17 protein-coding genes are annotated in these 25,458 nt (G+C 62.3%); 5 read left to right on the top strand and 12 right to left on the bottom strand.

Features of this window, described 5'->3' with window-relative positions:
- Positions 1 to 69: 69 nt before the first annotated feature.
- Entirely contained in the window at positions 70 to 774 is a 705-nt protein-coding gene (locus tag APH44_RS17180) for a transcriptional regulator (RefSeq protein ID WP_054893761.1), read from the top strand.
- Positions 775 to 788: 14 nt separating this feature from the next.
- On the top strand, positions 789 to 1,700 hold the full coding sequence (locus APH44_RS17175; protein WP_054893760.1) for a pyridoxal-phosphate dependent enzyme: 912 nt from the start codon (positions 789 to 791) through the stop codon (positions 1,698 to 1,700).
- 58 nt (positions 1,701 to 1,758) lie between these two features.
- Here APH44_RS17175 and APH44_RS17170 read toward each other — a convergent pair whose 3' ends face one another.
- Complete coding sequence (locus APH44_RS17170; RefSeq protein WP_054893759.1) at positions 1,759 to 3,435, bottom strand: MFS transporter; 1,677 nt, start codon at positions 3,433 to 3,435, stop codon at positions 1,759 to 1,761.
- Between the two features lie 185 nt (positions 3,436 to 3,620).
- Positions 3,621 to 4,049 (bottom strand): VOC family protein, encoded by a 429-nt coding sequence (locus APH44_RS17165; protein ID WP_054893758.1) that lies wholly within the window; start codon positions 4,047 to 4,049, stop codon positions 3,621 to 3,623.
- Between the two features lie 152 nt (positions 4,050 to 4,201).
- Here APH44_RS17165 and APH44_RS17160 point away from each other — a divergent pair, with 152 nt between their 5' ends.
- A complete protein-coding gene (locus tag APH44_RS17160; protein WP_054893757.1) occupies positions 4,202 to 9,076 on the top strand; it encodes an NEL-type E3 ubiquitin ligase domain-containing protein in 4,875 nt (1,624 codons plus the stop codon).
- A 12-nt stretch (positions 9,077 to 9,088) separates the two neighbouring features.
- Here the strand turns inward: APH44_RS17160 and APH44_RS17155 are convergent, their stop codons facing one another.
- Positions 9,089 to 11,560, bottom strand: a complete 2,472-nt coding sequence (locus APH44_RS17155) for a UvrD-helicase domain-containing protein (RefSeq protein WP_054893756.1) — start codon at positions 11,558 to 11,560, stop codon at positions 9,089 to 9,091.
- A 220-nt stretch (positions 11,561 to 11,780) separates the two neighbouring features.
- Here APH44_RS17155 and APH44_RS17150 point away from each other — a divergent pair, with 220 nt between their 5' ends.
- Positions 11,781 to 12,479, top strand: coding sequence for a pirin family protein (locus APH44_RS17150; protein WP_054893755.1), 699 nt, complete (start codon positions 11,781 to 11,783; stop codon positions 12,477 to 12,479).
- 69 nt (positions 12,480 to 12,548) lie between these two features.
- Here APH44_RS17150 and pgm read toward each other — a convergent pair whose 3' ends face one another.
- The 6 genes from pgm to APH44_RS17120 form a co-directional block, all read right to left on the bottom strand.
- Positions 12,549 to 14,186 (bottom strand): phosphoglucomutase (alpha-D-glucose-1,6-bisphosphate-dependent), encoded by a 1,638-nt coding sequence (gene pgm / locus APH44_RS17145; RefSeq protein WP_054893754.1) that lies wholly within the window; start codon positions 14,184 to 14,186, stop codon positions 12,549 to 12,551.
- A gap of 80 nt (positions 14,187 to 14,266) precedes the next feature.
- A complete protein-coding gene (locus APH44_RS17140; RefSeq protein WP_054893753.1) occupies positions 14,267 to 16,528 on the bottom strand; it encodes an ATP-dependent DNA helicase in 2,262 nt (753 codons plus the stop codon).
- On the bottom strand, positions 16,525 to 18,177 hold the full coding sequence (locus tag APH44_RS17135; protein ID WP_054893752.1) for a VRR-NUC domain-containing protein: 1,653 nt from the start codon (positions 18,175 to 18,177) through the stop codon (positions 16,525 to 16,527). Before APH44_RS17135 ends, APH44_RS17140 begins: the two co-directional genes overlap by 4 nt.
- 78 nt (positions 18,178 to 18,255) lie before the next feature.
- Entirely contained in the window at positions 18,256 to 19,626 is a 1,371-nt protein-coding gene (locus tag APH44_RS17130; RefSeq protein ID WP_054893751.1) for an aminotransferase class I/II-fold pyridoxal phosphate-dependent enzyme, read from the bottom strand.
- Positions 19,626 to 20,966: a hypothetical protein gene (locus APH44_RS17125; RefSeq protein ID WP_054893750.1), complete on the bottom strand. Its 1,341-nt coding sequence runs from the start codon at positions 20,964 to 20,966 to the stop codon at positions 19,626 to 19,628. The genes APH44_RS17130 and APH44_RS17125 overlap by 1 nt, the downstream gene beginning before the upstream one ends.
- Before the next feature lie 473 nt (positions 20,967 to 21,439).
- Positions 21,440 to 22,462: a zinc-dependent alcohol dehydrogenase family protein gene (locus APH44_RS17120; RefSeq protein ID WP_054893749.1), complete on the bottom strand. Its 1,023-nt coding sequence runs from the start codon at positions 22,460 to 22,462 to the stop codon at positions 21,440 to 21,442.
- 209 nt (positions 22,463 to 22,671) lie between these two features.
- On the opposite strand from APH44_RS17120, the gene APH44_RS17115 reads away from it, so the two are divergent.
- The gene (locus tag APH44_RS17115; protein ID WP_054893748.1) at positions 22,672 to 23,586 is read left to right on the top strand and encodes a LysR family transcriptional regulator; all 915 of its coding nucleotides are present in this window, start codon (positions 22,672 to 22,674) and stop codon (positions 23,584 to 23,586) included.
- A gap of 557 nt (positions 23,587 to 24,143) precedes the next feature.
- On the opposite strand, the gene APH44_RS17110 is transcribed toward APH44_RS17115, so the two are convergent.
- Genes APH44_RS17110 through APH44_RS17100 form a run of 3 tightly spaced genes read right to left on the bottom strand, consistent with a single transcriptional unit; the run spans position 24,144 to position 25,424 of the window.
- A complete protein-coding gene (locus APH44_RS17110) occupies positions 24,144 to 24,896 on the bottom strand; it encodes a gamma-glutamyl-gamma-aminobutyrate hydrolase family protein (RefSeq protein WP_054893747.1) in 753 nt (250 codons plus the stop codon).
- Between the two features lie 9 nt (positions 24,897 to 24,905).
- Positions 24,906 to 25,193: a hypothetical protein gene (locus APH44_RS17105; protein ID WP_054893746.1), complete on the bottom strand. Its 288-nt coding sequence runs from the start codon at positions 25,191 to 25,193 to the stop codon at positions 24,906 to 24,908.
- 21 nt (positions 25,194 to 25,214) lie between these two features.
- The gene (locus tag APH44_RS17100) at positions 25,215 to 25,424 is read right to left on the bottom strand and encodes a hypothetical protein (protein ID WP_054893745.1); all 210 of its coding nucleotides are present in this window, start codon (positions 25,422 to 25,424) and stop codon (positions 25,215 to 25,217) included.
- Positions 25,425 to 25,458: the final 34 nt, after the last annotated feature.

Below are 25,458 nucleotides of genomic sequence, written 5' to 3'. Positions count from 1 at the left end.
GCAAGCCACACTCGCCAGATTCAACCATTTGTGTAAAATTCAACACAATTAAGAATCTGGCGATTTCCCATGCCCACACTCCCCCTTCAGCAAGAACGCCATCTCACCCTCACCGTCCTCAAGGCTGCGCTCCAGGCCTTGGGCAGCGTTGCGCCGCGCAACCTGGAAATCCTCCTGCACGACCTCGACAATCCCGAGCACTCGGTGATCGCCATCGTCAACGGCCATCTTTCGGGCCGTCGAGTGGGCAGCCCGATCCTGGCCGCACCGGAACAGGACCAAGGCTTCAAGGCACTGATGCACGCCGGCCGTACTCAGGACGGCTGCGAGCCGGTGGTGCTGCCGGACTACCCCACAACCCTCAAGGGGCGCACGCTGCGCAGCGCCACGGCAATCTTTCGCGACAGCGGTGGCCACCCGTTCGCCAGCCTGTGCGTGAACACCGACATCACCGGCCTCGATGCCGCCATGACCTTTCTCCAGCACTTTCAGCCACTCGGCGCCCTCCCGGACACACACCCGCCCCGTGAGGCGGCCGACATGACGCTGCTGATGAGCGAAATCATCCAGGACTCGCTGCAGCGCTCGGGCCGAGGGCGGATGAACAAGCAAGCCAAGGTCGAGGCCGTACGAGTGATGCAGGAGCGCGGCCTGTTCATCGTCAAAGGTGGCGTGGAGAAGGCTGCCGACGCCCTGGGCGTGACCCGCTACACCATCTACAACTACCTGGAGCAGCTGCGCGGCGACGCCACGCCGGCTGCCCGCGAACGCTGAATGCGGAGCCCACCATGACCTTGCACGTCCAGACCCCTCTGATCGAATCCCGCCCGCTGTCACTGGCCGCCGGCCGTACCCTGTGGCTCAAGCTCGAGGCCCTGCAGCCCTCTGGCTCGTTCAAGCTGCGCGGCGTAGGCCATGCCTGCGAAGTGCACCATGCGCGTGGCGCCCGGCACTTCGTGTCGTCTTCCGGAGGCAACGCCGGCCTCGCCGTGGCCTATGCCGGGCGCAGGCTCGGCGTGCCGGTAACCGTGGTGGTGCCGGAAACCACCAGCACGCGCGCCATCGAACTGCTGAAACTCGAAGACGCCCAGGTCGTGGTCAAAGGCAGCTCGTGGCAAGAAGCCAACCAGCATGCGCAAGGCTTGCTGGGCCCGGGTGATGCGTTCATCCACCCGTTCGACGACCCGCTGCTGTGGACCGGACATGCCAGCATGATCGACGAAGTCGCCCAGGCCGGACTCAAACCCGATGCAGTGGTGTTGTCGGTAGGGGGCGGCGGACTGCTCAGCGGCGTGGTCGAGGGGCTCAAGCGCAATGGCTGGCACGACGTGCCTGTGCTGGCGGTGGAAACCGACGGTGCCGCATCACTGCACGCCGCCATCGCTGCGGGCCATCCGGTGGAACTGCCGGCCATCACTTCGGTGGCCACCTCGCTGGGCGCCAAGCGTGTGGCGGACCAGGCGCTGGCCTGCGCACAAAACCATCCACTGCACAGCGAGCGAGTAACCGACCATGCGGCGCTCCAGGCCTGCGAGCGCTTCCTGCACGATCACCGAATACTGGTAGAACCTGCCTGCGGCGCAGCGCTGGCCCTGGCCTACGCGCCCGAGCGCCTGGCGCAGTACAGCAACGTACTGATGATCGTCTGCGGTGGCGCGACTGCCACGCTGGAGCAGATTCGCGACTGGCTTGCAGCCTAGCGGCCAGTGCTCGCGAAACAAGGCCACTCCTGCAAAACCTGCAGGAGTGGCCGTTTCTTCAGGCGTGGTTGATATCCCGGTCCTTGGTCTCAGGCAGGAAGAAGATACCCAGCACCGCGGTCATCACCGCGATGACGATCGGGTACCACAACCCGTAGTAGATATCCCCCGTGGCCGCCACCATGGCAAAGGCCACCGTCGGCAGGAAACCGCCGAACCAGCCGTTACCGATGTGGTAAGGCAGCGACATCGAGGTGTAGCGGATACGCGCCGGGAACAGCTCCACCAACCAGGCAGCGATGGGGCCGTAGACCATGGTCACGTAGATCACCAGAAGGGTCAGCAGCAGCAACACCATCGGGTAGTGGATCTTCGCCGGGTCAGCCTTTTCGGGATAGCCGGCCTCCTTCAGCGCGCCGGTCAGGGTCGCGGTGAACGCATCGCCCTGGGCCTTGAGCTCGGCCGCCGCCAACCCTGTGCCTTCGAAGCTTGCAATGACCCGTTCACCGAGACGCACCTGCGCCACACTGCCGGGCTGTGCACGTTCGTTGTCATAGGGAATGGCGCGCTTGGCCAGCAGGCTCTTGGCGATATCGCAGGAACTGGTGAATTTGGCCTTGCCCACGGGATCGAACTGGAACGAGCACTGCGCCGGGTCGGCAATCACCACGACGGGGTTCTGCTCCTGGGCGACAAACACATCCGGGTTGCCGTACTCGGTCAAGCCCTTGAAGATCGGGAAGTAGGTGAGCGCGGCAATGATGCAGCCCGCCATGATGATCTTCTTGCGCCCTATGCGATCGGACAGGCTGCCGAACAGGATGAAGAACGGCGTGCCGATCAACAGCGAACCTGCAATCAGCAAGTTGGCGGTCTGGGGGTCGATCTTCAGGGTCTGCAACAGGAAGAACAGCGCGTAGAACTGCCCGGTGTACCACACCACGGCCTGGCCGGCAGTGCCGCCGAGCAGCGACATGATCACCACCTTGAGGTTATCCCAACGCGCGAAGGATTCGGTCAGCGGCGCCTTGGACGCCTTGCCCTCGGCCTTCATCTTCAGGAACACCGGCGACTCGTTGAGCTGCATGCGGATGTACACCGAAATCACCAGCAGCAGGATCGAGATCAGGAACGGAATCCGCCAGCCCCAGGCTTCGAACGCTTCGGTACCCATCACCGTGCGGCAGGTCAGGATCACCAGCAGCGACAGGAACAGGCCCAAGGTGGCGGTGGTCTGGATCCACGACGTGAAAAAGCCACGCTTGCCAGGCGGTGCGTGCTCGGCCACGTAGGTCGCTGCGCCACCGTACTCGCCGCCCAGCGCCAGGCCTTGCAGCAGCCGCAGGGAGATGAGAATGATCGGCGCCGCCACGCCGATGCTGGCATAGCTGGGCAGTATCCCGACCACGGCAGTGGACAGGCCCATGATAATGATGGTGATGAGGAAGGTGTGCTTGCGCCCGATCATGTCGCCGAGTCGGCCGAACACGATGGCCCCGAACGGCCGCACGGCAAAGCCTGCGGCAAACGCCAGCAAGGCGAAGATGAACGAGGTGGTTTCGTTGACGCCGGCGAAGAAGTGCTTGGCGATGATCGCCGCCAGCGAGCCGTAAAGGTAGAAGTCGTACCACTCGAACACGGTGCCCAGGGACGAGGCGAAGATGACCTTGCGCTCCTCCCGACTGATGCCGCGTTGGGGCGCACTGCCCGTCGATGTGCTGTCGATTGCCGCCATGGGTTGCCTCCGTCTTGTTCTTGTCAGGCCGGAGTACCTCAGAAAAACAGCATCGCACCCTGGCCCCGGGTCTAAGCAGGACTACGGTTGCGCGAAGCACGACAGGGCGGGCTGCCCAGGATCGCAGCAAGGTACGTTGAAGCATAATCGGGATTACGCGGATATCCACTGCGCCCTTGATGACGCTAGGGACGGGTAGCCTGCTCGCCAACAGGCCCTTTCAGCTCGACCTGGTTGCCATCGGGGTCATAACAGTACAGCGACAGGCCCTCGCCCTCGGCGCCGTATCGCACTTCGGCGGCATCGACCGCAACCCCGGCGGCTTGCAGGTAGCGGGTCAACGCCTGCTCGTCGAACGGTTCGATACGCAGGCAGAAGTGATGCAGGTTACGCCCGCTCTCGCCTGCCGCAGCACCGCCCGGGCGTCCCAACTCACCGTCCAGGCTCACCAGATCGATCATCGCGGTACCGGTGGCCAGATGGATCATGCCCAAGTCCGGCCGCTCCTTGCTCACCCGGCAGCCGAGTACATCCCGGTAAAACGCGACACTGCGCTGAAGATCGCGCACTCGCAGCACCAGATGATCGATATGACGAATAGCAAAGGGACGCATGGGACAGCTCCTGGTCGTAGCTCCGAAAGGCATCGCCAGCACCATAACCGATCCCTCGCAGACAGGACAATTCACGATCAGGTGCTAACCATCTACAGGCGCGCGCGCCCTCCTGGCCCGTCCAATGGACGCTCCCACGAACGGAGCACTCCATGAGCAGCCTTCCCTATCAACATGAACAACAGATCCTGCGCACCTTGCCGAACTGGAGCAAGGACCTGCACCCGCAGCACTTCAGTGCGCTGCTGGACACACAGCGCAGCCCCCACCTCTACCCCAGCGGTCACGCGTATGACTGGTACGCCTCGGCACTCCCCGAAGATCAGGCGGCCCTGCGCAATGCACTCGACCAGCGCGCCAAGAGCGTGCGCGCCCTGCAAGCCAGCCTTTCGGAGCTGAAGGGCATCAGCGATTTCTGTCGGCCATTACTGCAACAGTACTTCAGCAATGAGCACACGCCCGATGGCGAGGAGCATTCGGTCGATGTCATGCAGTACTACACGCAAGCTGCCAAGGTCGAACTACCAAAACCCGGCCAGACGGAAATGGTTTACACCCCTACAGGCACTCCTGTTTACCGTTCCGTGCTGGCTGCTGCACTGCACAACTTCAAGAGCGAGCTGGACAGGCCCCGATTCGCCGGCCTGCGGCACTTCAAGGGTGATAATCGAGAGTTCCTGATCCACAACCTGACGGACTTCATCGTCCTGACGCGGCGTCTGGATCTGGGCCAGCAATATCAGGCGCACCTGGCCTCGATCTATGACGGCAGCAAGGCCGAGCAGATCAGGCAAGATTCAATGCTTGCGCGCCGGGACGAGCTGAGGGTGCAAACTCGTATCGCCTACCTCAAAGGCGACATCAGCCAGACGACATACACCGCTCTGCACGAGCTCTGCGCCGATTTGCCCACGGACGGGAGCGAGACACACGAGGTCAAGTGCCAGTCGCTCAGTGTCTTCGGTTTTGAGCTGTACGAACTCATGCTCATTTCGATTGTGACCCCCAAGGCCAGATGCGTGGTGCTCTACCTTCCGGGGGACAGCAGCGAAACGCTGAAAGAGTTCAGATCAATGGCCGAATGTCATATCCACCTGCGCACACGCTTGCTCGATGCAAATGTACGCCAGACATTCGTCGGGTACACCGCACACGCCGTGCAACCTGCACTCAGCACGCGGCTGCGCAATGCGCTGTACAGCAACACGACAGCGAACGATGCAGCGCTGATCGCGCGGACCACCGTCAACCTGGACACCAGCCTTACGGACCTGCCGTCCAGTCCGTGGAGTGAGCTGGAGAGACGCCATGTCAAACGTATGAAGGCCGATGCCCGCTCGATCGCGGTGCCGAGCGCCGACGTCGATGCCCAAGCCCGTCTGGAACGCCTTGAGTTCTGGGCTGTAATCGGGATGGACATCCTCAACATCGCCGCCGCCTATATACCAGGGCTCAACCCCGTCATGTCCCTGGTGGTCGGCGCGCAGATGATGGAATCGGTATTCGACGCGCTCCACGCCTGGGAAGAAAACGACAAGGCCCAAGCCATCGCGCACTTGAAGTCGCTGGCGATCAATACCGGCCTGCTGGTTGGCACGGTCGCGGGTGGCGCGGTACTGCAATCGCATTTCGTCGATTCGATGCACAGCATTCACGTCAATGGCCAGGAACGGCTGTGGAGCCCGAACATGGGGGGATACGCCAGTGACCTGCAGCTCCCCTCCGAGCTCGAACCCAACGCACGGGGTCAATATGTCTACCAGGACAAGACCTATGTACGCCTGGGCGAAGATCTCTACGAGCAGTTCCAGGACATGGACGGCCAGTGGCGCGTACGCCACCCAAGCGACCCGCACGCCTATAGCCCTCTGCTCGTTCACAATGACGCCGGGGCCTGGCGCGTGGCGCACGAAAATCCTCTGGCATGGGGCAGCGACACCCTGCTCGAGCGCCAGGGTTCGGTGGCGCACAGCCTCAGCGTAGAGCAACGCAACAGCGCGCTGCTCAGCACCGGATTGGGCGCAGACGTGCTACGTCGCCAATTGATGGAAAATACTCGTACGCCTGCACAATTACTGGACGCCTTCGAGCGTCTGCGCACATCCGAGAGAATCTCCGGCCTGACACGCAGCGTTCGCGAAGGAACGCGCTTCGCCGCGCTCAAGAATTTTGCTCTCAATGCCCTGACCCAACTGCCAGAATGGCCAAGCGATCACGTTCTGGAAGTGTTCGCAGGGAACGAGCGTGCAGGCGAATCCATCACCTACCCCAGGGCCAGCATGCCCGACGATCATGTGATTCAGCTCAGCAGGGAGGAGCTGGAGAATGGCGAACTAGCCAGCATCGTACTGGCTCAGATGGATGCCGAACCGGCCTCGCGCCTTGCACCCGTCGAAGCTGAACAGACGTCCCAGGTTCTGGTCTTGCAGGAGCGCCTCGCCAACCAGCTGGAAGCTGACCGCCAGTCGATCTTCGACAGCCTGCGCGCGGCCAAGGTCGAACACACTTCACTGGCGACCGAACGCCTGTCGCAGCAGTTCCCCGGCCTGCCCGAGGTCGCGGTGGATGAGATCGTCGAAAGTGCCAGCCCCCAGGAGCGTACGAGGATGAACAGCCGTGATGGGCGCATCCCTCTGCGCGTCGCCGAGGAAGCGCGCCTGATGCAAGCCAGCATCCGTCTGGACCGGGCCATCCTCGGTTTGAAACAGACTGATCTGGCGACCACGGATACCGTGATCCTGCGCGACGGCCTGCAAACACAACCACCAAAGACAGATGCCGCGCTGTTCGAACTCGCCACAGCCGACCGTAACAAGGCCCGCCAACTGATCGGCCAGCAACCGGTCAGGCCCGGCTTCCGCTCTCCCTTGCGCCTGAGTGACGGCCGGCTGGGCTATCGGCTCAGTGGTCGCGGCGTGCCAGGTCCGCGGGCGAGACTCCACGTACTGTACCCCGGGTCTACCGACGCGCGGATCAATGAATTGATAGCGTCCCTGGGCGAAGGCCGCGTACTGCGCGACAACATTTCTCGTCTTGAATATGAGTGGCGCACGCTCAGCCGGGATATCGACCGATGGGCGCAAGCTTCACTGGATGCTGGTATAGATACCGGCGTAGGCTGGGACCTGATGATCGCTTGGCGAAATACGCAGGAGCGCGAACTGGAGCTCACCGCTCTGGGTGGTGAGGTCTCGACACTGCCCAAGATCTCGGCGCGCTTCCCGAATGTACGCACATTACGGCTCAATCGGCTGGGGTTGACGGCTCTAGAGCCCGACCTGCTTGCCTGCTTCCCTGCTTTGGAAAGACTGGAGATACGTGGCAACCCACAGATAAGCGAACCCTCCCTGACACTGGCCCTGCAAGCGGCGCCAAACCTTCGCAGGCTGGTACTCGCCGACAATGGTCTGACCGGGCTCAGCACGCAGATGCAGGAAACCCTGGCCGCCATGCCTTATCTGCGTGATCTGGACCTAGGGTCCAACTCACTTTCCCTGAGTGCCGCAGATATCGACTTCCTCGCCGCGCGCCGCCTTGAAACCCTCAACCTGAGTAACAATCACATCACTCTCGATGCGTCCAGTGCCGGGCGTTTCCAGCACATGGTCGATGTACGGCACTTGAGCCTGCGAGGCAACCCTCTTGGCGTGGCACCAGATGTTGGCTACATGGCTCGGCTGTCGCACCTGAACTTGTCCCGTTGCAACCTGGAGCAATGGCCACAAGGGTTGACGACCCTCATGAGTCAAAGGCGGTACCAGTTGCGCGAGCTCGACCTGTCGACAAACCGCATCAGCACCCTGCCCGACCTCGACGACATCCTCGCCACGCCTTTCGCCCAGGGAATCAGGGCGCGCCAGGTGGGCCTGCGCTGGACCTTCAACTACAACGCGCTGGAACAAGAGGCCCGCTCCGGGCTTGCGCGCATCCAGCTCGTTGTCCACGAGCATGAAGGTGTAATGAGTCCGACAGAGGCATTCATGCAGGCCGACGCCACGCCAGCGCAACGCCTCCTCTGGGCGGATCTGTTCGGCGCTGGTGAAAATCAGGCGCTGCTGGACAAGTTGGGCTTGTTGCGCGAGTCGGCAGACAGTCAGCAACAACCTGCTTATATACGCAAACGGGTCTGGGCCTTGCTCAAAGCGGCCGGCGAGAGTACCGAACTACGCGAGAGGCTCAACGATGTCGCTGAGCAGTACCCCACCAGTTGCGGTGATGCCGGCACCGATGCGTTCAGCGCACTGGAGACGGAGGTCAGCTTGCAGAAAATCAGCCAGGGCAATTTTACCCTCAGGGACAAATGGACCTTGCTACGCCGACGCTACCGCCGTGAGCTGGTCAACAATCTGGCTGACCGCATTGCTCTTGCGCGCAGTTTGCGCAAAGCCGCTCTCCAACGGATGCTGGAAAACAACGGCGAAGACATCCCTGCACTGGATCCACTGGACGATACGGCTGCAGTCCCGGACCACGCGTTGCTCGAGCGGCCGGTAGACGACATAGAGATCCGCCTGGCATTGCGCCAGGCACTCGCTGACGAGTTGGACTATCCGGAGCCGAGCGACAACATGCTCTACAGGCCAACAGCCCAACTGTCCTACAAGGTCGAAGCCAACGTAAGCAACGAAGTGAAGCGCCTGGATCGAGACCCAGCGCAGGTCCGCCAATGGATCGTCGAGCAGCCCACTTGGCAGCTCAGTCTCCGGCGCGCCAGTGCCTCACAGTTCGAGGCGGTCACCGACTTCTGGCGACCCGGGCTTGAATACCTGCAGTATTGCCGAGACTTCGCAGCACAGTTGGATGGTGAGACCTTGGAGCTCGAGCCCATTACATCCTTGTCGGCCTCGGTCAAGAAAGCGTTGGAGAACGCGATCGGCCAGGAGTTGCCCAGCAGCAACGCTGAGCTGCAGCCGCTGGTGCTCACCGATGCACAGGCTGCAGCGGCATACAACGCGCTGCGCGATGAGCAGGCCAGCGTCGAGCGCGGCCTGTTCGACAGCCTGACCCGTGAGGTCGAAACCCCCTGACGCTGTCCACCCTCACTGGCCGCGCAAGTCCTCGAAGAAGGCTTGCCGGCCCTGTACCTGGCTGGACGCACGATGCAGCGACGCTGCATCGCCGCTGACCGCTTCCACATGCCAATAGCAGTGCCTGATCGCCCGCGTCACCCCGACGTAGGCCAGGCGCTGCGCTTCGTCTTTCTGCGCGCTGTCGAACGGCTGTGCATCCCCGGTACGCCCTAACCCAGCCATGCGATACACCTGGTTCTTGTAGGGTGAACTGGTCAGGTACTGACAATCACCAAGCATGAACACGGCATCGGCCTGCAGGCCCTTGGCGCTGTGATAGGTGAGCTGACGCAGGCGACGCTGCTCAGGCGGCAGGCTCGAATCAACCCTGACAACCGTATCTATATGATTTGAAATCAACGACTTATCGCTACTTTTTCGAAACAACATCATCACTGTTTCGCCCCGTTGGTAATGCTCGATCAGGGTCTGCCCGAGAGCCGCTTCGTCGCGCTCGAACACCTTGACTGGCGACAGTGGCAGCGCGGCGGCGCCACCGCAGGCCCTGGCTTTCTTGCCGTTGATCGCCGTTGTACCGCGCACAAGGTGTTCGGCCGCATCGATGATGTGTTGCTGGCTCCGGTAGTTCTCGACCAGCATCACCCGGGTATTGGCCGGTGATGGGAAGGTCTTGCCAAACTCCATGAAGTACTTCGGTGAACTGCCACGCCAGCCATAGATCGACTGCCAGTCATCACCCACGCACATCAACGACGAATGCGCGGCGTTGCGCCCGGTATGCATGCCTGGGCCACGCCTGCGGATCTCGCCCAATGTAGCGCGCAACCAGCTGACGATCTGTGGCGAGACATCCTGGAACTCATCGATCATCAAGTGCGCCAGCGGGCGTAGCAGCGGGTCTGGCAGCAGTTGCAGGTTCTCGGGGTTGTTCTCGCCGAAAAGGGCGAACATGCGGTTATAGGTCATCACTGGCGGCGACTGCCCAAGCAGGTGAGCTTCCAATGCCTTCCAGTACAGGGCCAGGGCTTCGAAAAACGGCGCATCGCTGTCGCCTGGCGCAAAGCTCATGCGAGCCACGGCGCTCCCCACCTCGAGCCCCAGGTTCTCGATGAAGCTCGCCGCACCGACGAAGGCATCGAGCAACGGCGCAGGAGCCAGTTCGCCCTTGACCTTGAACTCGAACCCGGGCCCCGCCACCGCATCACCCGCCAGCGACGCGGCGAGACGTTTTGCCGAAGTATAGTTATCAAGCCAAATCAATGGCTTATCACAGAAAGCTTGAAACAACGTGCGCTTTACAGCCCACTCGGCACGCACCGACAGCTTGGCGTTGGCACGCTGGTACTGGGCGCTTTCCGACGGATCGAAGCCCAGCACCACCCAGGCATCAAGCCCTTCGAGACGCCCGTGCACATGGAAACGCTGGCCACGGATCTGCACGGTTTCCCGACAGGGATCGATGCCCTTGATCGGCCAGGCGCCCGCAGCGAACCACAGGTCTTCGATCACGTCGCACAGTTCTTCGTCGCGCTGGGCAGCCAGTTGAGTCACCTGCACGCGCTTCTGCACATCGGGATGATCCGGATCGAGGGGCTTGAGTTGCAGGGCCTCGCGGCGCATCGTCCCGACCAGTTCGGCAAAGCGTGGACTGTCACGCAGCAGGTCGCGATAACACAGATTGAGCTGCTGGCGCTGGGCATCGTTCAGGCGCAGGTCGAAAGGATTACCTTCGCTCTCGGCTTCGCTGCCAGCCGGTAGGTCGTTACCCAGTGTCTCGAATGCGCGCAGTTGGGAGAACCCCGGCAAGCTGCGCACCAGCGGCAGGATGCGCGAATGGAAGGTGCGAACCAGGTCACGAGCACGGGCCGGCGGCAGCTCGATCTGCCAGATGGCGAAGACCTGCACCAGCCGCTTGATGAAGTCCTTGCGCGACTCACGCGTGAAGGTGACCACGGTCATGGCGTCCAGCTCGAAGCCCAGGTAGTGGCGCAGCAGCAGAATACGCAGCACCAGCGAAGTCGATTTGCCGGCACCGGCACCCGCCACCACGCAGGTAGATGGCGTGTCGCTGAAGATCAGCTTCCATTGCGCGGCGCTGGGCTGGGCGTCGGCAGGCAGGCGCTGGACGACATCGGCCTTGAAGCGTTTCTTCAGCTCCGCTGTCAGCGGCAGGCGCCAGTCGTCGAACAGCTTGTCGTCCTGGCCTGGCACTGCAGCGCTGTCAGGGCGGCTGTCGCGGATCACCAGGACCTGCCGCCCGGCCTCGTACCCTTCGGCACGGCCACGTTCGTAGCCGTCACGCAGGCCATCGGCGTGCCCGCTGCGTTGGCCGGTGGCGTGGCCGAGGAACCATGAGTCGCGGTGCTGCGCCTGCAAACGGCTCAATCCTCGCCCAAGCAGGCGTGCGGCCAGGCGGCGCAACCAGGGTAATTGCGCGGGCGGGGTCAGGTCCGGTGGCGCCGGGGGCTGCTCGAGAGACACGGTCACTCCATTGCTAATCGAATCAGTGGAGCATGTTCCACCGAACTGCTGAAAAGTGCCAGCTAATGCTTGCAGATCATGGGATTAGGCGATGAAACGTAGAAAGTACCGCAACGAAAAACATCGATTTACCAGATAAAAACAAGCCGATATTTACGCTTATTTTCGATACTTGAAAGAGGCATCATGACTCCATTCCCACCTACCGAGGACCCTGATCATGCTGCAACTGCGCCCCTTCGAAAGCCTCGGCCATGCCAACCACGGCTGGCTGGACGCCCATCATCACTTTTCCTTTGCCGAGTACTACGACACCGAACGTATGCACTGGGGCAACCTGCGCGTGTGGAACGACGACCTGATCGCCGCCGGCAGTGGCTTCCCGCCGCATCCGCACCGGGACATGGAGATCATCACCTACGTGCGCGAAGGTGCAATCAGCCACCAGGACAATCTGGGTAACAAAGGCCGCACCGAAGTCGGTGACGTGCAAGTGATGAGTGCGGGCACGGGTATCGTGCACAGCGAGTACAACCTGGAGAAGGTCGACACCCGCATTTTCCAGATCTGGATCGTGCCGGACAAAGTCGGAGAGGCTCCGTCCTGGGGCACTCGGCCCTTCCCCAAAGGGGACCGCGGCGAAGGCTTCGTGACGCTGGCCAGTGGCCGTGTCGAGGACCAGGACGCCCTGCGTATCCGCGCCGACGCCCGGCTGGTGGCCGCGACCCTGCGCGCTGGCGAGAGCGCCGAGTACCGCTTCGATGTCGGACGACGTGGCTATCTGGTTCCGGCCAAAGGCGTGGTCAAGGCCAATGGCGTGCGCGCCAAAGCCCGGGATGGGGTTGCCGTGGAGGGTGAAGAAGTGCTGCGCGTCACGGCGCTCGAGGACAGCGAGATCGTGCTGGTGGACGTGGCCTGAGGCAGATGACCGAACCGTGCTTTTCGCGGCTAGCACGCGAAAAGCACGGTTCGGTATGCGCGTAGGCAATCAGCTGATCGCCGCATCCACCAGTGCCTGGGCCTCTTGCACCAGGCGCCGCAGATGCGCCTCGTCAATGAAGCTTTCGGCGTAGATCTTGTAGATGTCCTCGGTACCCGAAGGACGCGCGGCAAACCAGCCATTGGCGGTCATCACCTTCAGGCCGCCGATGGCCTGGCCGTTGCCCGGTGCGTGGCTGAGGATCTGCTGGATCGGCTCGCCGGCAAGCTCGGTGGACTTCACCTGCTCAGGCGCCAGCTTGCTCAGCAGCGCTTTCTGCCGCGCATCGGCCTTGGCCTCGACGCGGGTGGCGTAGGGCTTGCCCAGGGCTGCGGTGAGATCGGCGTAGGCCTGGCTCGGATTGCGTCCTGTGCGTGCAGTCATCTCGGCCGCCAGCAAGGCGGGAATCAGGCCATCCTTGTCGGTCGCCCAGACGCTGCCGTCCAGACGCAGGAACGAAGCACCCGCACTCTCCTCCCCACCAAAACCGAGCGAGCCCTCGAACAGGCCCTGGGCGAAGAACTTGAAGCCCACCGGCACTTCATGGAGTTTGCGCCCTAGCCGCTCGGTAACCCGGTCGATCATGCCGCTGCTGACCACGGTCTTGCCGACAGCGGCGTCGTTGCGCCACTGCGGGCGATGGCGGAACAGGTAATCGATGGCCACCGCGAGGTAGTTGTTCGGCTGCAGCAGGCCGTCACTGGTGACGATACCGTGGCGGTCATGGTCCGGGTCGCAGGCAAAGGCCACGTCGAAACGCTCGCGCAGGCCGATCAGGCCCTGCATGGCGTGTGGCGACGAAGGGTCCATGCGAATCTGCCCGTCCCAGTCGACGGTCATGAACCGGAAGGTCGGGTCGACCTCGGTGTTGACCACTTCAAGGTTCAACTGGTATCGCTCGGCAATCGCCGACCAATAGCGCACGCCCGCGCCACCCAGCGGATCGACACCCAGGCGCAGGTTGGCATTGCGGATGACCTCGAAATCGATGACGTTTTCCAGGTCTGCCACGTAGCTGTTCACATAGTCGTGACGCTGCGTGGTGGCAGCCTGCAGAGCCTGGGCGTAGTCAATGCGCTTGACACCCTCAAGGCCTGCAGCCAGCAGTTCGTTGGCCTTGGCTTCGACCCACTTGGTCACATCGCTGTCGGCTGGGCCACCGTTGGGCGGATTGTATTTGAAACCACCGCTCTGGGGCGGGTTGTGCGAGGGGGTGATGACGATGCCGTCGGCCAGGCCCTGTTGACGCCCGCGGTTGTAGCACAGGATCGCATGGGACACCGCCGGGGTCGGGGTGTACTCGTCGTCCTTGGACAACCGCACCTGCACGCCATTGGCCGCCAGGACCTCCAGCGCGCTGGCCGTGGCCGGCGCCGACAAGGCATGGGTGTCAGCCCCGATGAACAGCGGGCCATCGATGCCCTTCTCCTGGCGGTACAGGCAGATCGCCTGGGTGATCGCCAGCACGTGATGTTCGTTGAAGCTCAACTCGAACGAGGTGCCTCGATGTCCGGAAGTGCCGAAGGCCACGCGCTGCGACGCGACCGTAGCGTCCGGGCGACCGGTGTAGTAGGCGGTCAACAGGCGGGGAATATCGACCAGCACGCTGGCCGGAGCCGGCTTGCCTGCCAAAGGACTGAGCGTCATGCAAAACCTCGAGTTCAACGGATGTAGATGTTGGAACGCGCAGTGTACTGGGAGTTGCAACGGCGCGCGATGGGGCTGGGTCAGTTGATAGCGGTCTGCCACCAGATGGGAAACATCTGTTGTACCCGCGGCTCATTGAAACGCTCATCGATCAGGAACAGCACGCCACGGTCCTGGTCGCCGCGAATGACCCGACCGGCCGCCTGGATTACCTTGCGCACGCCAGGGTACAGGTACGCGTAGTCGAACCCGCTGCCAAACTGCCGGGCTAGACGTTGCTTGAACTGTTCGTTGACCGGATTGACCTGAGGCAACCCCAGGGTGGCGACAAAAGCACCAATAAGCCGGGTGCCTGGCAGGTCCACCCCTTCGGCGAAGGCCCCCCCCAGCACGGCGAAGCCTATCCCTCGCCCATCCGCCACGAAACGCGCCAGGAACCCCTCGCGTGCGGCCTCGTCCATGCCCGGCGCCTGCCGCCAGTACGGCACTTCGGGATAGCGTTCGGTAAACAGGGCCATCACCTGCTCCAGGTACTCGAAGCTGCTGAAGAACGCCAGGTAGTTGCCCGGCTGACGCTGGTACTGCTCGCCGATCAGCCCGACGATCGGCGCCAGGGACGCATTGCGCTGCTGAAAACGGGTCGAGACCTCACTGACGATACGCACCTGCAGTTGCTCGGCACGAAATGGCGCGGCCACATCCAGCCAGGCGGTATCTGCCGGCATGCCCAGCAAGTCGGCGTAGAACCGTCGTGGCCCCAGCGTCGCCGAAAACAGCGTGACACTGCGCGCCGCAGCCATGCGTGGGCCGAGCAGGCGCGCGGGCACCACATTACGCAGCGTCAGCGTCGCCAGACGACGGCTGCGCGGGCCGTTGCGCAGGCTGATATCGAACAGGAAATGCTCATCGAACAGCTCGGCCACACGGCTGAACTGCAGAGCCTGAAAGTAGAACTGCAGAACCTGCGGCTCGATGTGCGCAGGCGCCTGCTCCATGCCCTCCTGAATCAGGCCGATGCACTGTTGCAACGCCCGCAGGAACGCCTCGGGCAGTTGCTCACTCGCCTGGTACGGTGCCACCTGAGCCTTGTACAGCGCATTCCACTGGCGATTGAGACGATCCAGTGCACCGTTCAAGCCCGCCGGCTTGGTCTTGCGCAAGGCCAGCAGTTGCCCCTGGTCGAGGCTGGCGCTGTACATGGCGCGGCCGCGTTCCACCAGGTTATGCGCCTCGTCCACCAACACGGCGACTCGCCACTGGTTGAGCTGGGCCAGGCCGAACAGCAGCGCCGGGGCGTCGAAGTAATAGTTGTAGTCAGCGACCACCAGATCGACCCAGCGTGCCATCTCCTGCCCCAGGTAGTACGGGCAGACCTGGTGTGCCAGCGCGACCTCGCGCAACCCGGCCCGGTCGAGCAACACCACCTGAGAGGCCGCTTCGCGAGCCGCTGGCAGCCGATCGTAGAACCCCTTGGCCAGCGGGCAGGACTCGCCATGACAGGCACTGCCCGGGTATTCGCAGGCTTTGTCCCGGGCGATCAACTCCAGCGCTCGCAGGCTGGGCTGTGCGGTGGTGTCGGTGATCTGACGCAGTGCATCGAGCGCCAATGCCCGGCCTGGTGTCTTGGCGGTGAGGAAGAACAGCTTGTCCAGTTGCTGCGGGGCCATGGCCTTGAGCAGCGGGAACAGGGTGCCGAGCGTTTTGCCAATACCGGTGCTGGCCTGGGCCATCAGGCAGCGGCCGGTGGCCACCGCCTTGTACAGGGTCTCCGCCAGTTGGCGCTGGCCCTGGCGAAAGTGTGGGTAAGGGAACGCCAGCCCCTGCAGGTCGTTGTCCCGCAGGCGCAGCCGTGCGGCCTGGGCCTGTGCCCAGCCAAGAAAGCGCTGGCACAAGGCCTCGAAGAACTGCTGCAACTCTGCGGCATGATGCGGCTCGCTGAACAAGGTCTGCCGGTCGCTGTCGACATCCAGGTACACCAGCGTGACCTCGATCCGCTCCAGCCCACGCGACTGGCACAATAGCCAAGCGTAAACCCGGGCCTGCGCCCAGTGCAATTGCCGGTGGTTGTCCGGCTGGCGGTCGAGACTGCCACGGTGAGTCTTGATCTCTTCCACACGATTACGCAGCGGGTCGTAGCCATCGGCTCGTCCACGCACCCGCAATCCCTGGTACTCGCCCTCCAGCGATACCTCCGCCTCGTAGCCAGGCCCGCGCCGGGCAACGACCCGCCGATGGCCATCGATGCCCTGCTGGGCGGTGGGCGACGGCGTAAAGCGCAAGTCCAGGTCGCCGACCTTGGCAGCAAACTCACACAGCGCACGCACCGCCACACTCAGACTCACGGCGCAACCTCGCACCACCGCACATGACATACCGCGACCGGCATGCCGTGCTCACGGCAGAAGTCCAGCCAGCGCAACTGGTTATCCTGCAGGCGATCACCCGGCCCCTTGACCTCGATCATGCGGTAGCGCCCTTGCCCCGGCCAGAACTGGACGAGGTCGGGCATGCCTGCGCGGTTGTTGCGAATATCCTGCAGCAGGCGCTGGAAACACCGCTTCAGATGCTCGGCAGGAATGCAGGCCAAGGCCTGCTCGAGCAGCACCTCGTTCAGTACCTGCCAGAACACGAACGGTGACTGCAGGCCGTGCTTGGTGGCAAAACATTCGCGTATCGCCTGTCGGTAGCTGCCATCGTCGAGCCGCCCCAGACAGGTTTCGAACAGCGCGGCGCGGCGCGTCAGGAAATCACTGTCGTGCAAATCCTGCGGCGCCGCCTGATAAGGGTGAAAGAAAGCGCCGGGCAGTGGCGCGAAAATCGCCTCCCAGCACAGGAGGCCGAACAGGCTGTTGAACAAGGTATTCTCGACATAGTGGACCTCGCCGTCAGCGTGCGCCAAGTGCAAGCGCACCGCCTCCTCCACACCCCGTTCGGCCATTTCCACGGGCAACTCCAGTTCGATGAGCGTTTGCGCGGCAGGCGACGGGCGGCGTCGGGGCGGCCCTCCGAGCTTGCGTGCAAGGCGCGGCAGCATGCGCGCCAACGCCTGGCTCTCGAGGGGATTGGCCACGGTCTGGGCCATGTGTGACGCCAGTGCCTGCGCCCTCTGCCACTGCTCGCTGCGCTCGAGCACGCGCACCTGACGAATGCGCGCCTCGGGGTGGTCGAGCCCATCGTAGACGCTCAAGGCCAGGTCCCACTGCCCAAGCCGCTCGCAGCGCTGGCCAATTGCAAACAACAGACGTGCACGACGCCGGGCCAGCCAGGGATTGGTGCTGTCGACCCGTTCCAGTGCCTGCAGCAACGTACTCGGCGCCTCTCCCTGCTCCAGACGCTCGACGCAAGCATGCAAGGTCATCGCCAGATCGACCTCATCGCGCTGGCGCAAGGCGCGTGAATCCGCACTGAAGTTCACCTGCTCGTAGCGCAGCACGCCCAGGTCGGCCAGTACAAACTCCGACCAATCCTGAAAAAGATTGCCAAAGAACAACAGGCGCAGGCGGTCGCACAGGGGTTGCAGGCGCCATTGCAGGATCTGCACCGGCGCCTGCGCGAACCAGGCAGAAAGAGGCCTGCCCGGCAGATCCAATGGCCGCAGCGTGGCCAGCAACTGGGTCTTGGTCGCGCGAGGATCAGCCAGGTGATCGGCAAAACAGGTGAGCAGTTCATCCCGGCGCAACAAGGCGAACAGCTGTTCCAGACCCAGTACCGGCCTCGGGCAGACCCATCCCAGGGTGAGCAAAGGCTGCAAGGCCGCGTCCGTGTCGCCGATCTCGGCATACTCGAGCCGGTCGCCGCGAAACAGCTCGCCTTTGCGCATGACCATGCGCACCAGCAATGCCTGCGTCGGCTGGGCTAGCCCGCTGAAGACTCGGAGAAAGTCTTGCTCGTGCGAGTCAAGGATATCGGCGTATCGGTGTTCGACCCACCTCAGTACCTGGCGGAAGTTATGCAGGTAATAGAGCGGATCTTCGACGGAATGGGCAATCACGGCATGGCGTCGCAGGCTGGCATGAGCACTGGTTATACATACAGATAGAGCCGCCTGGCAAGCGCGCCGGATCGACGGTCAGCCCGACCTGTCCTTTGCGTTGGCACGCAAACACTGCAACCGCTGCCCGAGCTCCCCGAGTGCATCCTCCAGCTCGCCTGCATCGTCCCCCTGCCAGGCCAGCAGCAGGTGGCGATCGTAACTCTCTTGCAAACTGAACAGATTTCCAGGCGCCGCCAGCAGCGCCGGGGTACTCGAGGCCTCCAACAACTGACGCACATCCACTGCCAAGTCCAGGCGACACCAGAGCACGCGTCCGCCTTCAGGCACACTGAACGCCAACAGGCTGCCCAGATGCTGTTCGACGGCATGGCATAAAATCGCCATGCGCAACTCCAGCCGGTCGCGCATTTGCTGCAGATGGCTGTCCACATCGCCTCGGGTCAGCAGACAGGCCACAGCCTGTTGGCGCCGAGGGGGCAACACAAAGCTGCGGCGCACGAAAGCCTCACACACTGCTGGATGCCGACTCAGCACATAGGCATAGGGCGCTTCGGCACCGATCATTCCTTCCAGCGAACCCATGACCAGCAGCCAGTGCGGATCGACCCAATCACGCAGGCGTGTCGCTGGTGGCGCGGCAAAACACTGCTCGCTATCCAGGTCATTTTCCAGCAGCCATGTCGGATATCCCGCGAGCAGACGCGCCACTTCACGCTGTTCCTCCAGCGACATCAGGCGTCCGGGAGGTGTCGACAGACACGACGGCATGAGCAGCAGGCGCACGGTTTCGCGCTTGAACAGCTGCGCCAAGGTACCCAGGTCCACCCCCCCCTGGTTATCCAACGGCCACTCGATAACCCGCATTCCCAGCTGTTGCAGGACCTGCAACTGCTGCCAGCAACAGGGCGTCGCCACCAGCACCGCGCCGCCCTGCAAGTCCAACGCAAGCAGCAATGTCTGCAGCAGCGCCTGGACATCCGTTGCCAGGTGCACGTCCTCAGCCCGCCAGAACTGCCTGGAAGAACGGGTATGGCGGGCCGCCAGCGCACTGCGCAACAGCGCGTTGCCGGTCTGCGTCGTCGCGGATTGACGCGCCAGACGCCGCTCATGCGCCAGCAACAGCGGCTCGAGCGCCCCACATGGCAATGGCGGGAGAATGAACGGTGCACACTGGCCAGATCTGGCAATTGCCCTCGGCGCACTGGCGCGCCCATCGACCGGCACCAGTGCAAAATATCCGGACTTGGGCACCGAATGTACCCGTCCCTCGCGCTCCAACAGGCTGTAGGCATACTGCACCGTGGCCAGGGAAACCCGCAGGCGCCGGGCCAGGTCACGCAGCGATGGCAAGCGCGGGTCCCCTCCTTCGCAGGCATGGCTGATCAGCGTTTCGAGGTAGCGATAGACCGTTTGATAGGCGAACTCGCGCCGCACGGAACGCCCCATCAACTGGCGGCCTGCGCCATCTCGGCCCGGGGCGAGAGGCGCCCCAGCAATCGCAGCCGCACATCGCGCCGTGTCAGCTTTGCCATCAGGCGAGATGCCGTCTGCGGCAGCTCACCCGAATAAATGACCCGCAACTGTGCCAGGCTCAGCCCGCTGGTGCCAATCAGCCAATGGACCACGGCTTCCGGGCAGGGCTGCCCCTGAAGCGCGCGGTGCAGATAAGGCAGTGCGACACGCATGGCCGGGTGACAACGCTGCAGGAATGCCGGCAATCCACGGCCCTGCTCGGCGAACGGGGCGTACAACAGACAGGTCAACTGGTTGTCGTCGATCGCAAAGGCCTCCTGAAACAGATGCCTGCCCTCTCCCGAACGGACGGCGTCGCACTTGCCCAACTGCCATTGATCACGCAGCCGCTGCAGGTGTGTCAGGTACATCGGGTCGAAAAACGCGGCCAGCGGCTCTTCACAACCCGATACAGGCAACTCGATACCCAGCATGTGAAACAACGTGTCGTCCGCTCGACTGTCATTGATCAGGTCATCGACCGCGATCACTCGCAAGGTTGCCTCGCTCTGGCATGACGGAACTCTTGCCTCGGCATGCTCCCTCGGCTTGGCGGCCAGCGTTCGCAGGCGCCCCAGTGTTTCGCACAACACCGCGGCGCACTGGTGTATGGCATGGCTTCCGCGCTCGCCGGTCAGGCGCATGAGCGTGCGACTCCACGCCAGGTACCGGCGCCGCTGCCGCACCGGAATCGCCGTGACCAGCGCGCTGGGGAGCGTCCCTTGGGACAGGACGCAGCGCAGCGTCTCGGCCAGTTCAAGGTACAAACGGCTGCCTAGCAAGGATTCTGGGCGCCCGGCAGCCAGATGACCGAACGTCAGCAGCGCCTCGCGCTCCAGCGGTGTGCCGGCAACTGTCGCGGCGTGGCGGCTGAAAGGCTGCAGTTGTTGGCCGCCAGCCAGCAGTAACTCCACACGGGGGTCATCCTGCAGGAACAGTGCATTGAAGGTGCTCTCCAGGCCGCGAAGCACTGCTGCCCCCGGTGCGGGCTGGCACGCGACCACTACTTGCAGGCGAAAGGTATCGGGCGCTCGCAGCGCGATGCTCAGTTGCGCAGCACGTAAAAATGCCAGCAGGCGTGTGTTACATCGGTCATGCCCGTGTATGACCAGCACACGGAAGTCCCCGATGTACTCCACGCCACCTGCCGCCACCAGCAGACGCTGGATCAGCAATTGCACGCAGGCCCGTTGCGCCTGGGACATATGCTCCAGCAGACGATCCAGTACTTGCTGGTATATGTAGTGCATGGCCTGCTCATGGATATTACTCATATAGTCCACTCCATTCCTTGAGCACAAAGAAAGTCGGCATTAACCGACGTAAGAAACAAGTCGCGATTCACTTCAAAGAACTTTCCCACAAACCATTGGGAGATTTCTAAGCAACAACAGGCCGGCACTCATTGGAAGCAAAGGCATTTACCATGCCCTGCATGCGCCCTGTGCCTCACCAGCAGTGGCCACGTACCTGATTCCGCCGAGCCGCGCCAAGTATCACAGCGCCATTATCGAGGGTTGTCGACTGAATAAAAGATACAGATCCCGGTAAAAAAACCATTCAGTAGAGCAGCATTGATCTACAGACAATAAAGAAATACCCAAGCATGGAGTCATGGCCGCAGTGGCAATTAACCGTCCTTGCCGCGGCAGTGTTATTGCGTCGGATAGTTATTAAGTTTTTGTAGGAAATATCAGAAAAAAACCGGGCCTAAGCCCGGTTTTTCATGCAACTCGACGCGCTGGAATCACGCAGATCCCATGTCCAGCACAATCCGCCCACCACACGGGCATTCATCCATCAGGCGATGGGCTTCGACAACCTGCTCGAACGGATAGACCTTGATGATCTGTGGCGTCAGCAGCTTGTCGGCGGTGAACTGGTTGATGTCTCGCAACGCCCGCTGCAGCGCAACCTGGTCCTGGGCAATACCCAGCTCCGGCTTGCCGGTGAAGTTGCCAATGCAGTGCACGTAGAACTGGATGTTCTTCTGGAATGCCGCACAAGCCGGGAATGGCGTCTGGTTACCACCCTGCAGGCCGTACAGCACCAGGCTGCCACGCGGCGCAAGCACATCGCCGAGCAGCGACATCTGCGGCCCACCCATGCCGTCCAGGACCATGTCCACGCCGCGGCCATCGGTGTATTTGCCGACCTGCATCAGCAGGTCCTGCTCCTCGGTGACGATCACCTTGTCAGCCCCCAGGCCCAGCAGGTATTCACGCTGCTCCGGCTCCTTGGTGGCGGCGAACACCTTCAGGCCCAAGGCCTTGCCCAACTGCACGAAGGCCGGCCCTGCGCAATGGCTGGCATCGGTAACCAGCGCCGTCTGCCCAGCCTTGGCCCGCGCCAGGTCAACGTAGGCGAAGTAGGCGATCAGCAGCGGTGTGTAATGCACGCTGGCCTCGACCGGGGTGAGGTGCTCGGGGTAGCGGGTAATGGCCGTGCGGGGGAGCACGATCACATCACCATAGACCGGATGCTCATTGGGGCTGGTCGCCGGGAAACTGGCGACACGGTCGCCCACGACGATATCGTCGACACCCTCCCCGACCTGCGTGACCACCCCGGCCATTTCGTGACCGATCCCTGCCGGCAGACGTGCCTGCGACGGTGCCAGGTTTTGACGCCAGAGCACGTCATACCAGCTCAGGCCGATGGCCTGGACGCGCACTTGCACCTCGCCCGCTGCGGGAGACGGCTCGGCCTGCTCCTCGCAACGGAGCACATCGGCCGTGCCGAACTTGTGGAAACGGATCATGCGGGACATCGCATACCTCGCCTTTGTGAACCTCGTATTACCACGGACTTTATCCGGGCTTTGCACGTTAGACCATCAGTGGCCGTTAATAGTCGACATGCCTGTCATTGATTGGGCTACGGGCAAATCGCTGCATTGGCACCCGTAAACCCGTGCAGGGTAACAGCCTTTGGCCTTAATATTCACCCCGACCCACCTGAGCAAGGCGAAACGCACCGATGAATCGTAACGACCTGCGCCGCGTAGACCTCAACCTGCTGATCGTGTTCGAGACGCTCATGCATGAGCGCAGCGTAACCCGCGCAGCCGAAAAACTGTTTCTCGGCCAACCGGCGATCAGTGCGGCACTGTCACGTCTGCGCAATCTGTTCGACGATCCACTGTTCGTCCGTACCGGGCGCAGCATGGAGCCCTCGGCTCGCGCCCACGAGATCTTCGCCCTGCTCTCCCCGGCCCTGGATTCGATCTCCACCGCCGTCAGCCGCGCCGCTGACTTCGACCCAGCCACCAGCACCTCGGTATTTCGCATCGGTCTATCGGACGACGCCGAGTTCGCCTTGCTGCCGCAGTTGCTCAAGCGCATCCGCGCCGAAGCGCCAGGCATCGTCCTGGTGGTACGGCGGGTCAACTATTTGCTGATGCCGACGCTGCTCGCCTCTGGGGAGATTTCGGTGGGTGTGAGCTATACCGCCGATCTCCCGGCCAACGCCAAGCGCAAGGTGCTGCGGCGCAGCAAGCCGAAACTGCTGCGTGCCGACAGCGTACCGGGCAACATCACCCTCGACGACTTCTGCGCCCGTCCGCATGCGCTGGTCTCGTTCGCCGGCGACCTCTCCGGCTTCATCGACGAGACCCTCGAGGAAATCGGTCGCAAGCGTCATGTGGTGCTGGCCGTGCCGCAGTTCAACGGCCTCGGCACCCTGCTCGCCGGCACCGACATCATCGCCACGGTACCGGACTATGCAGCAGAAACCCTCACCGCCGCCGGCGGCCTGCGCGCCGAAGACCTGCCATTGGATGTGCGTACCTTCGAACTGCACATGGCTTGGCGCGGAGCGCAGGACAACGACCCGGCGGAGCGGTGGTTGCGGTCGCGGATACAGATGTTCTTCGGCGACCCTGACAGCCTCTAGAGGACAATGTCACCGCGCATGCGCTTCGTGCTCTCCTGGGCCGTTGCCAAGAACATCTGGTGATGTAATCGTGCAGAGAGGTGCGAGAACCGCTCACCAAACAAGCCATTTAGGCCATGCGTAAGTCTCACGAGGTTAAAGCTGGGGGGCTAGGAGTTCTACCAAAGCCAGGGCGGGTATTGATCGGCTTCGATGCCGCCCGTTGGTTGACGTGCCGCGAGCCGCCAGACTGTGGCCTCTGAAGCCGAAAAAAAGGCCCGCATCAAGGCGGGCCGAAGACCTGATGTGGAGAGTCGAACCAACTCTACAACTGTTCTGACGAACGCAATCATCAATGGTTTTGCATATCCGCGTCCCCCTCCGACGGGCGGATAACGCTTGATTGCCGCGGCATGGGTTGCGCTGGCGCGCTAACCGTCCCCTAGTCGACCAAGTGCTGCAGTCTGATGAAAGTGGGGGGTCAGAGGCAGATGCTGAAGCCCCCAGTAGAGGATCTCCTCCCAGCGTTGCTGGCATTGGAAAATGCCCGTCCAGATTAGAGACCGATCAGATGGATACTACCTGAGCCGTTGCGCAGCTCGAGCTCGGCAAGCGGCTCCAAACGCCTCGAAAATCGCGTGATAATGCGGATAGAACATCACCTGCCACTCCGGATGCCACTGCACCCCAAGGGCGAATGAGCGACTGTCTTCCACCGACAACGCTTCGACGAGGCCATCCATTGCCACAGCCTCAATACGCAACCCTTCACCGACCCGTTCTATACCTTGCCCATGTACCGAGTTGACTTCGATCACCTCGGGAAACCCCAACCCGTGTAACACCCCACCTGATCGTACCGTGAGCCTGTGAGCGGGCGCATACTGGTCTTCAATAGGTTCGTTGCTTCGGGGCTCATGCTCTACCCCAGGTTGATGGAGCTGCTGAACGAGCGTGCCGCCGAACGCCACATTCATCTCCTGAAAACCCCGACACACGCCTAGCACTGGCAGCCCTTCTTTTATTGCCGCACGCCAAAGCGGTAGCGTGAGGTGATCACGAGCAGCATCTTTTTTAGTACCAGGCGGGCTCGGGGGACCATCGTAATGGTGAGGCTCGATATTGGACGGTGAGCCGGTGAAGAACAGCCCATCCAGTCCATCGATTATGTCTGCGATGTTCAGCAACTCTGGAAACATCGGCAAAATCAACGGTAATCCATTGGCAGCAGTGGCTACTGCCCGGGCATTCTTGTCGTCATTCAATTGCACTGCATGTGGGCCGACCTTATAACTACAGGCCGTCACCCCGATTATTGGCAGCCGTGACATCTTCTCCCCCTAGTCATGTCTCCTGTCGGTGCAGCCGGTGCGCATGGCTGCACTCTCGTAATCAGCACCGGCAATTGCTTTGAGAAAGGCCCTGTCTGCGAGCTTGCGCAGGTCTCGCCATTCGTGCCAGTCCACCAATCCAAGGCGGTCCATCTCATCGGCTTGACGCAGCAGTTCTTCATGATGGGTGCTGGGGCAATCACGTCTTTGCTCCACGTCGTCGTAACGCAGAAACCACCTATTGATCGCAACGAGTCGGCGCTCTTCCTGGTCTATCTGTCCGCTGATCGCGTTCATGCTGATAACCCGTCAGGGTTGCTAGTAGTGTCCTGGCGATGTGCCGGGCTTGTGGTCATGCACGACACGCTGAACTTGCACATCGGTGAACGATGACGCTTCGTTACGATGCAAACCCTGCAAATACTCGTGCGCAGCCTCGCGAGTAAGGCCCTCCTGGTGACTGCGGAACTCGCAGGTGTCCGGTTGGTTGTCGAAGATGTAGCTGATCAAGTACAGGTATTTGGCCATTTTGAGGATCCCACGGCAGAGATAGAGTGAGACG

Source organism: Pseudomonas sp. NBRC 111143 (assembly GCF_001320965.1).
In the GTDB taxonomy this organism is placed as follows: domain Bacteria; phylum Pseudomonadota; class Gammaproteobacteria; order Pseudomonadales; family Pseudomonadaceae; genus Aquipseudomonas; species Aquipseudomonas machongensis.
This window is presented reverse-complemented; position numbering and strand designations above follow the sequence as displayed.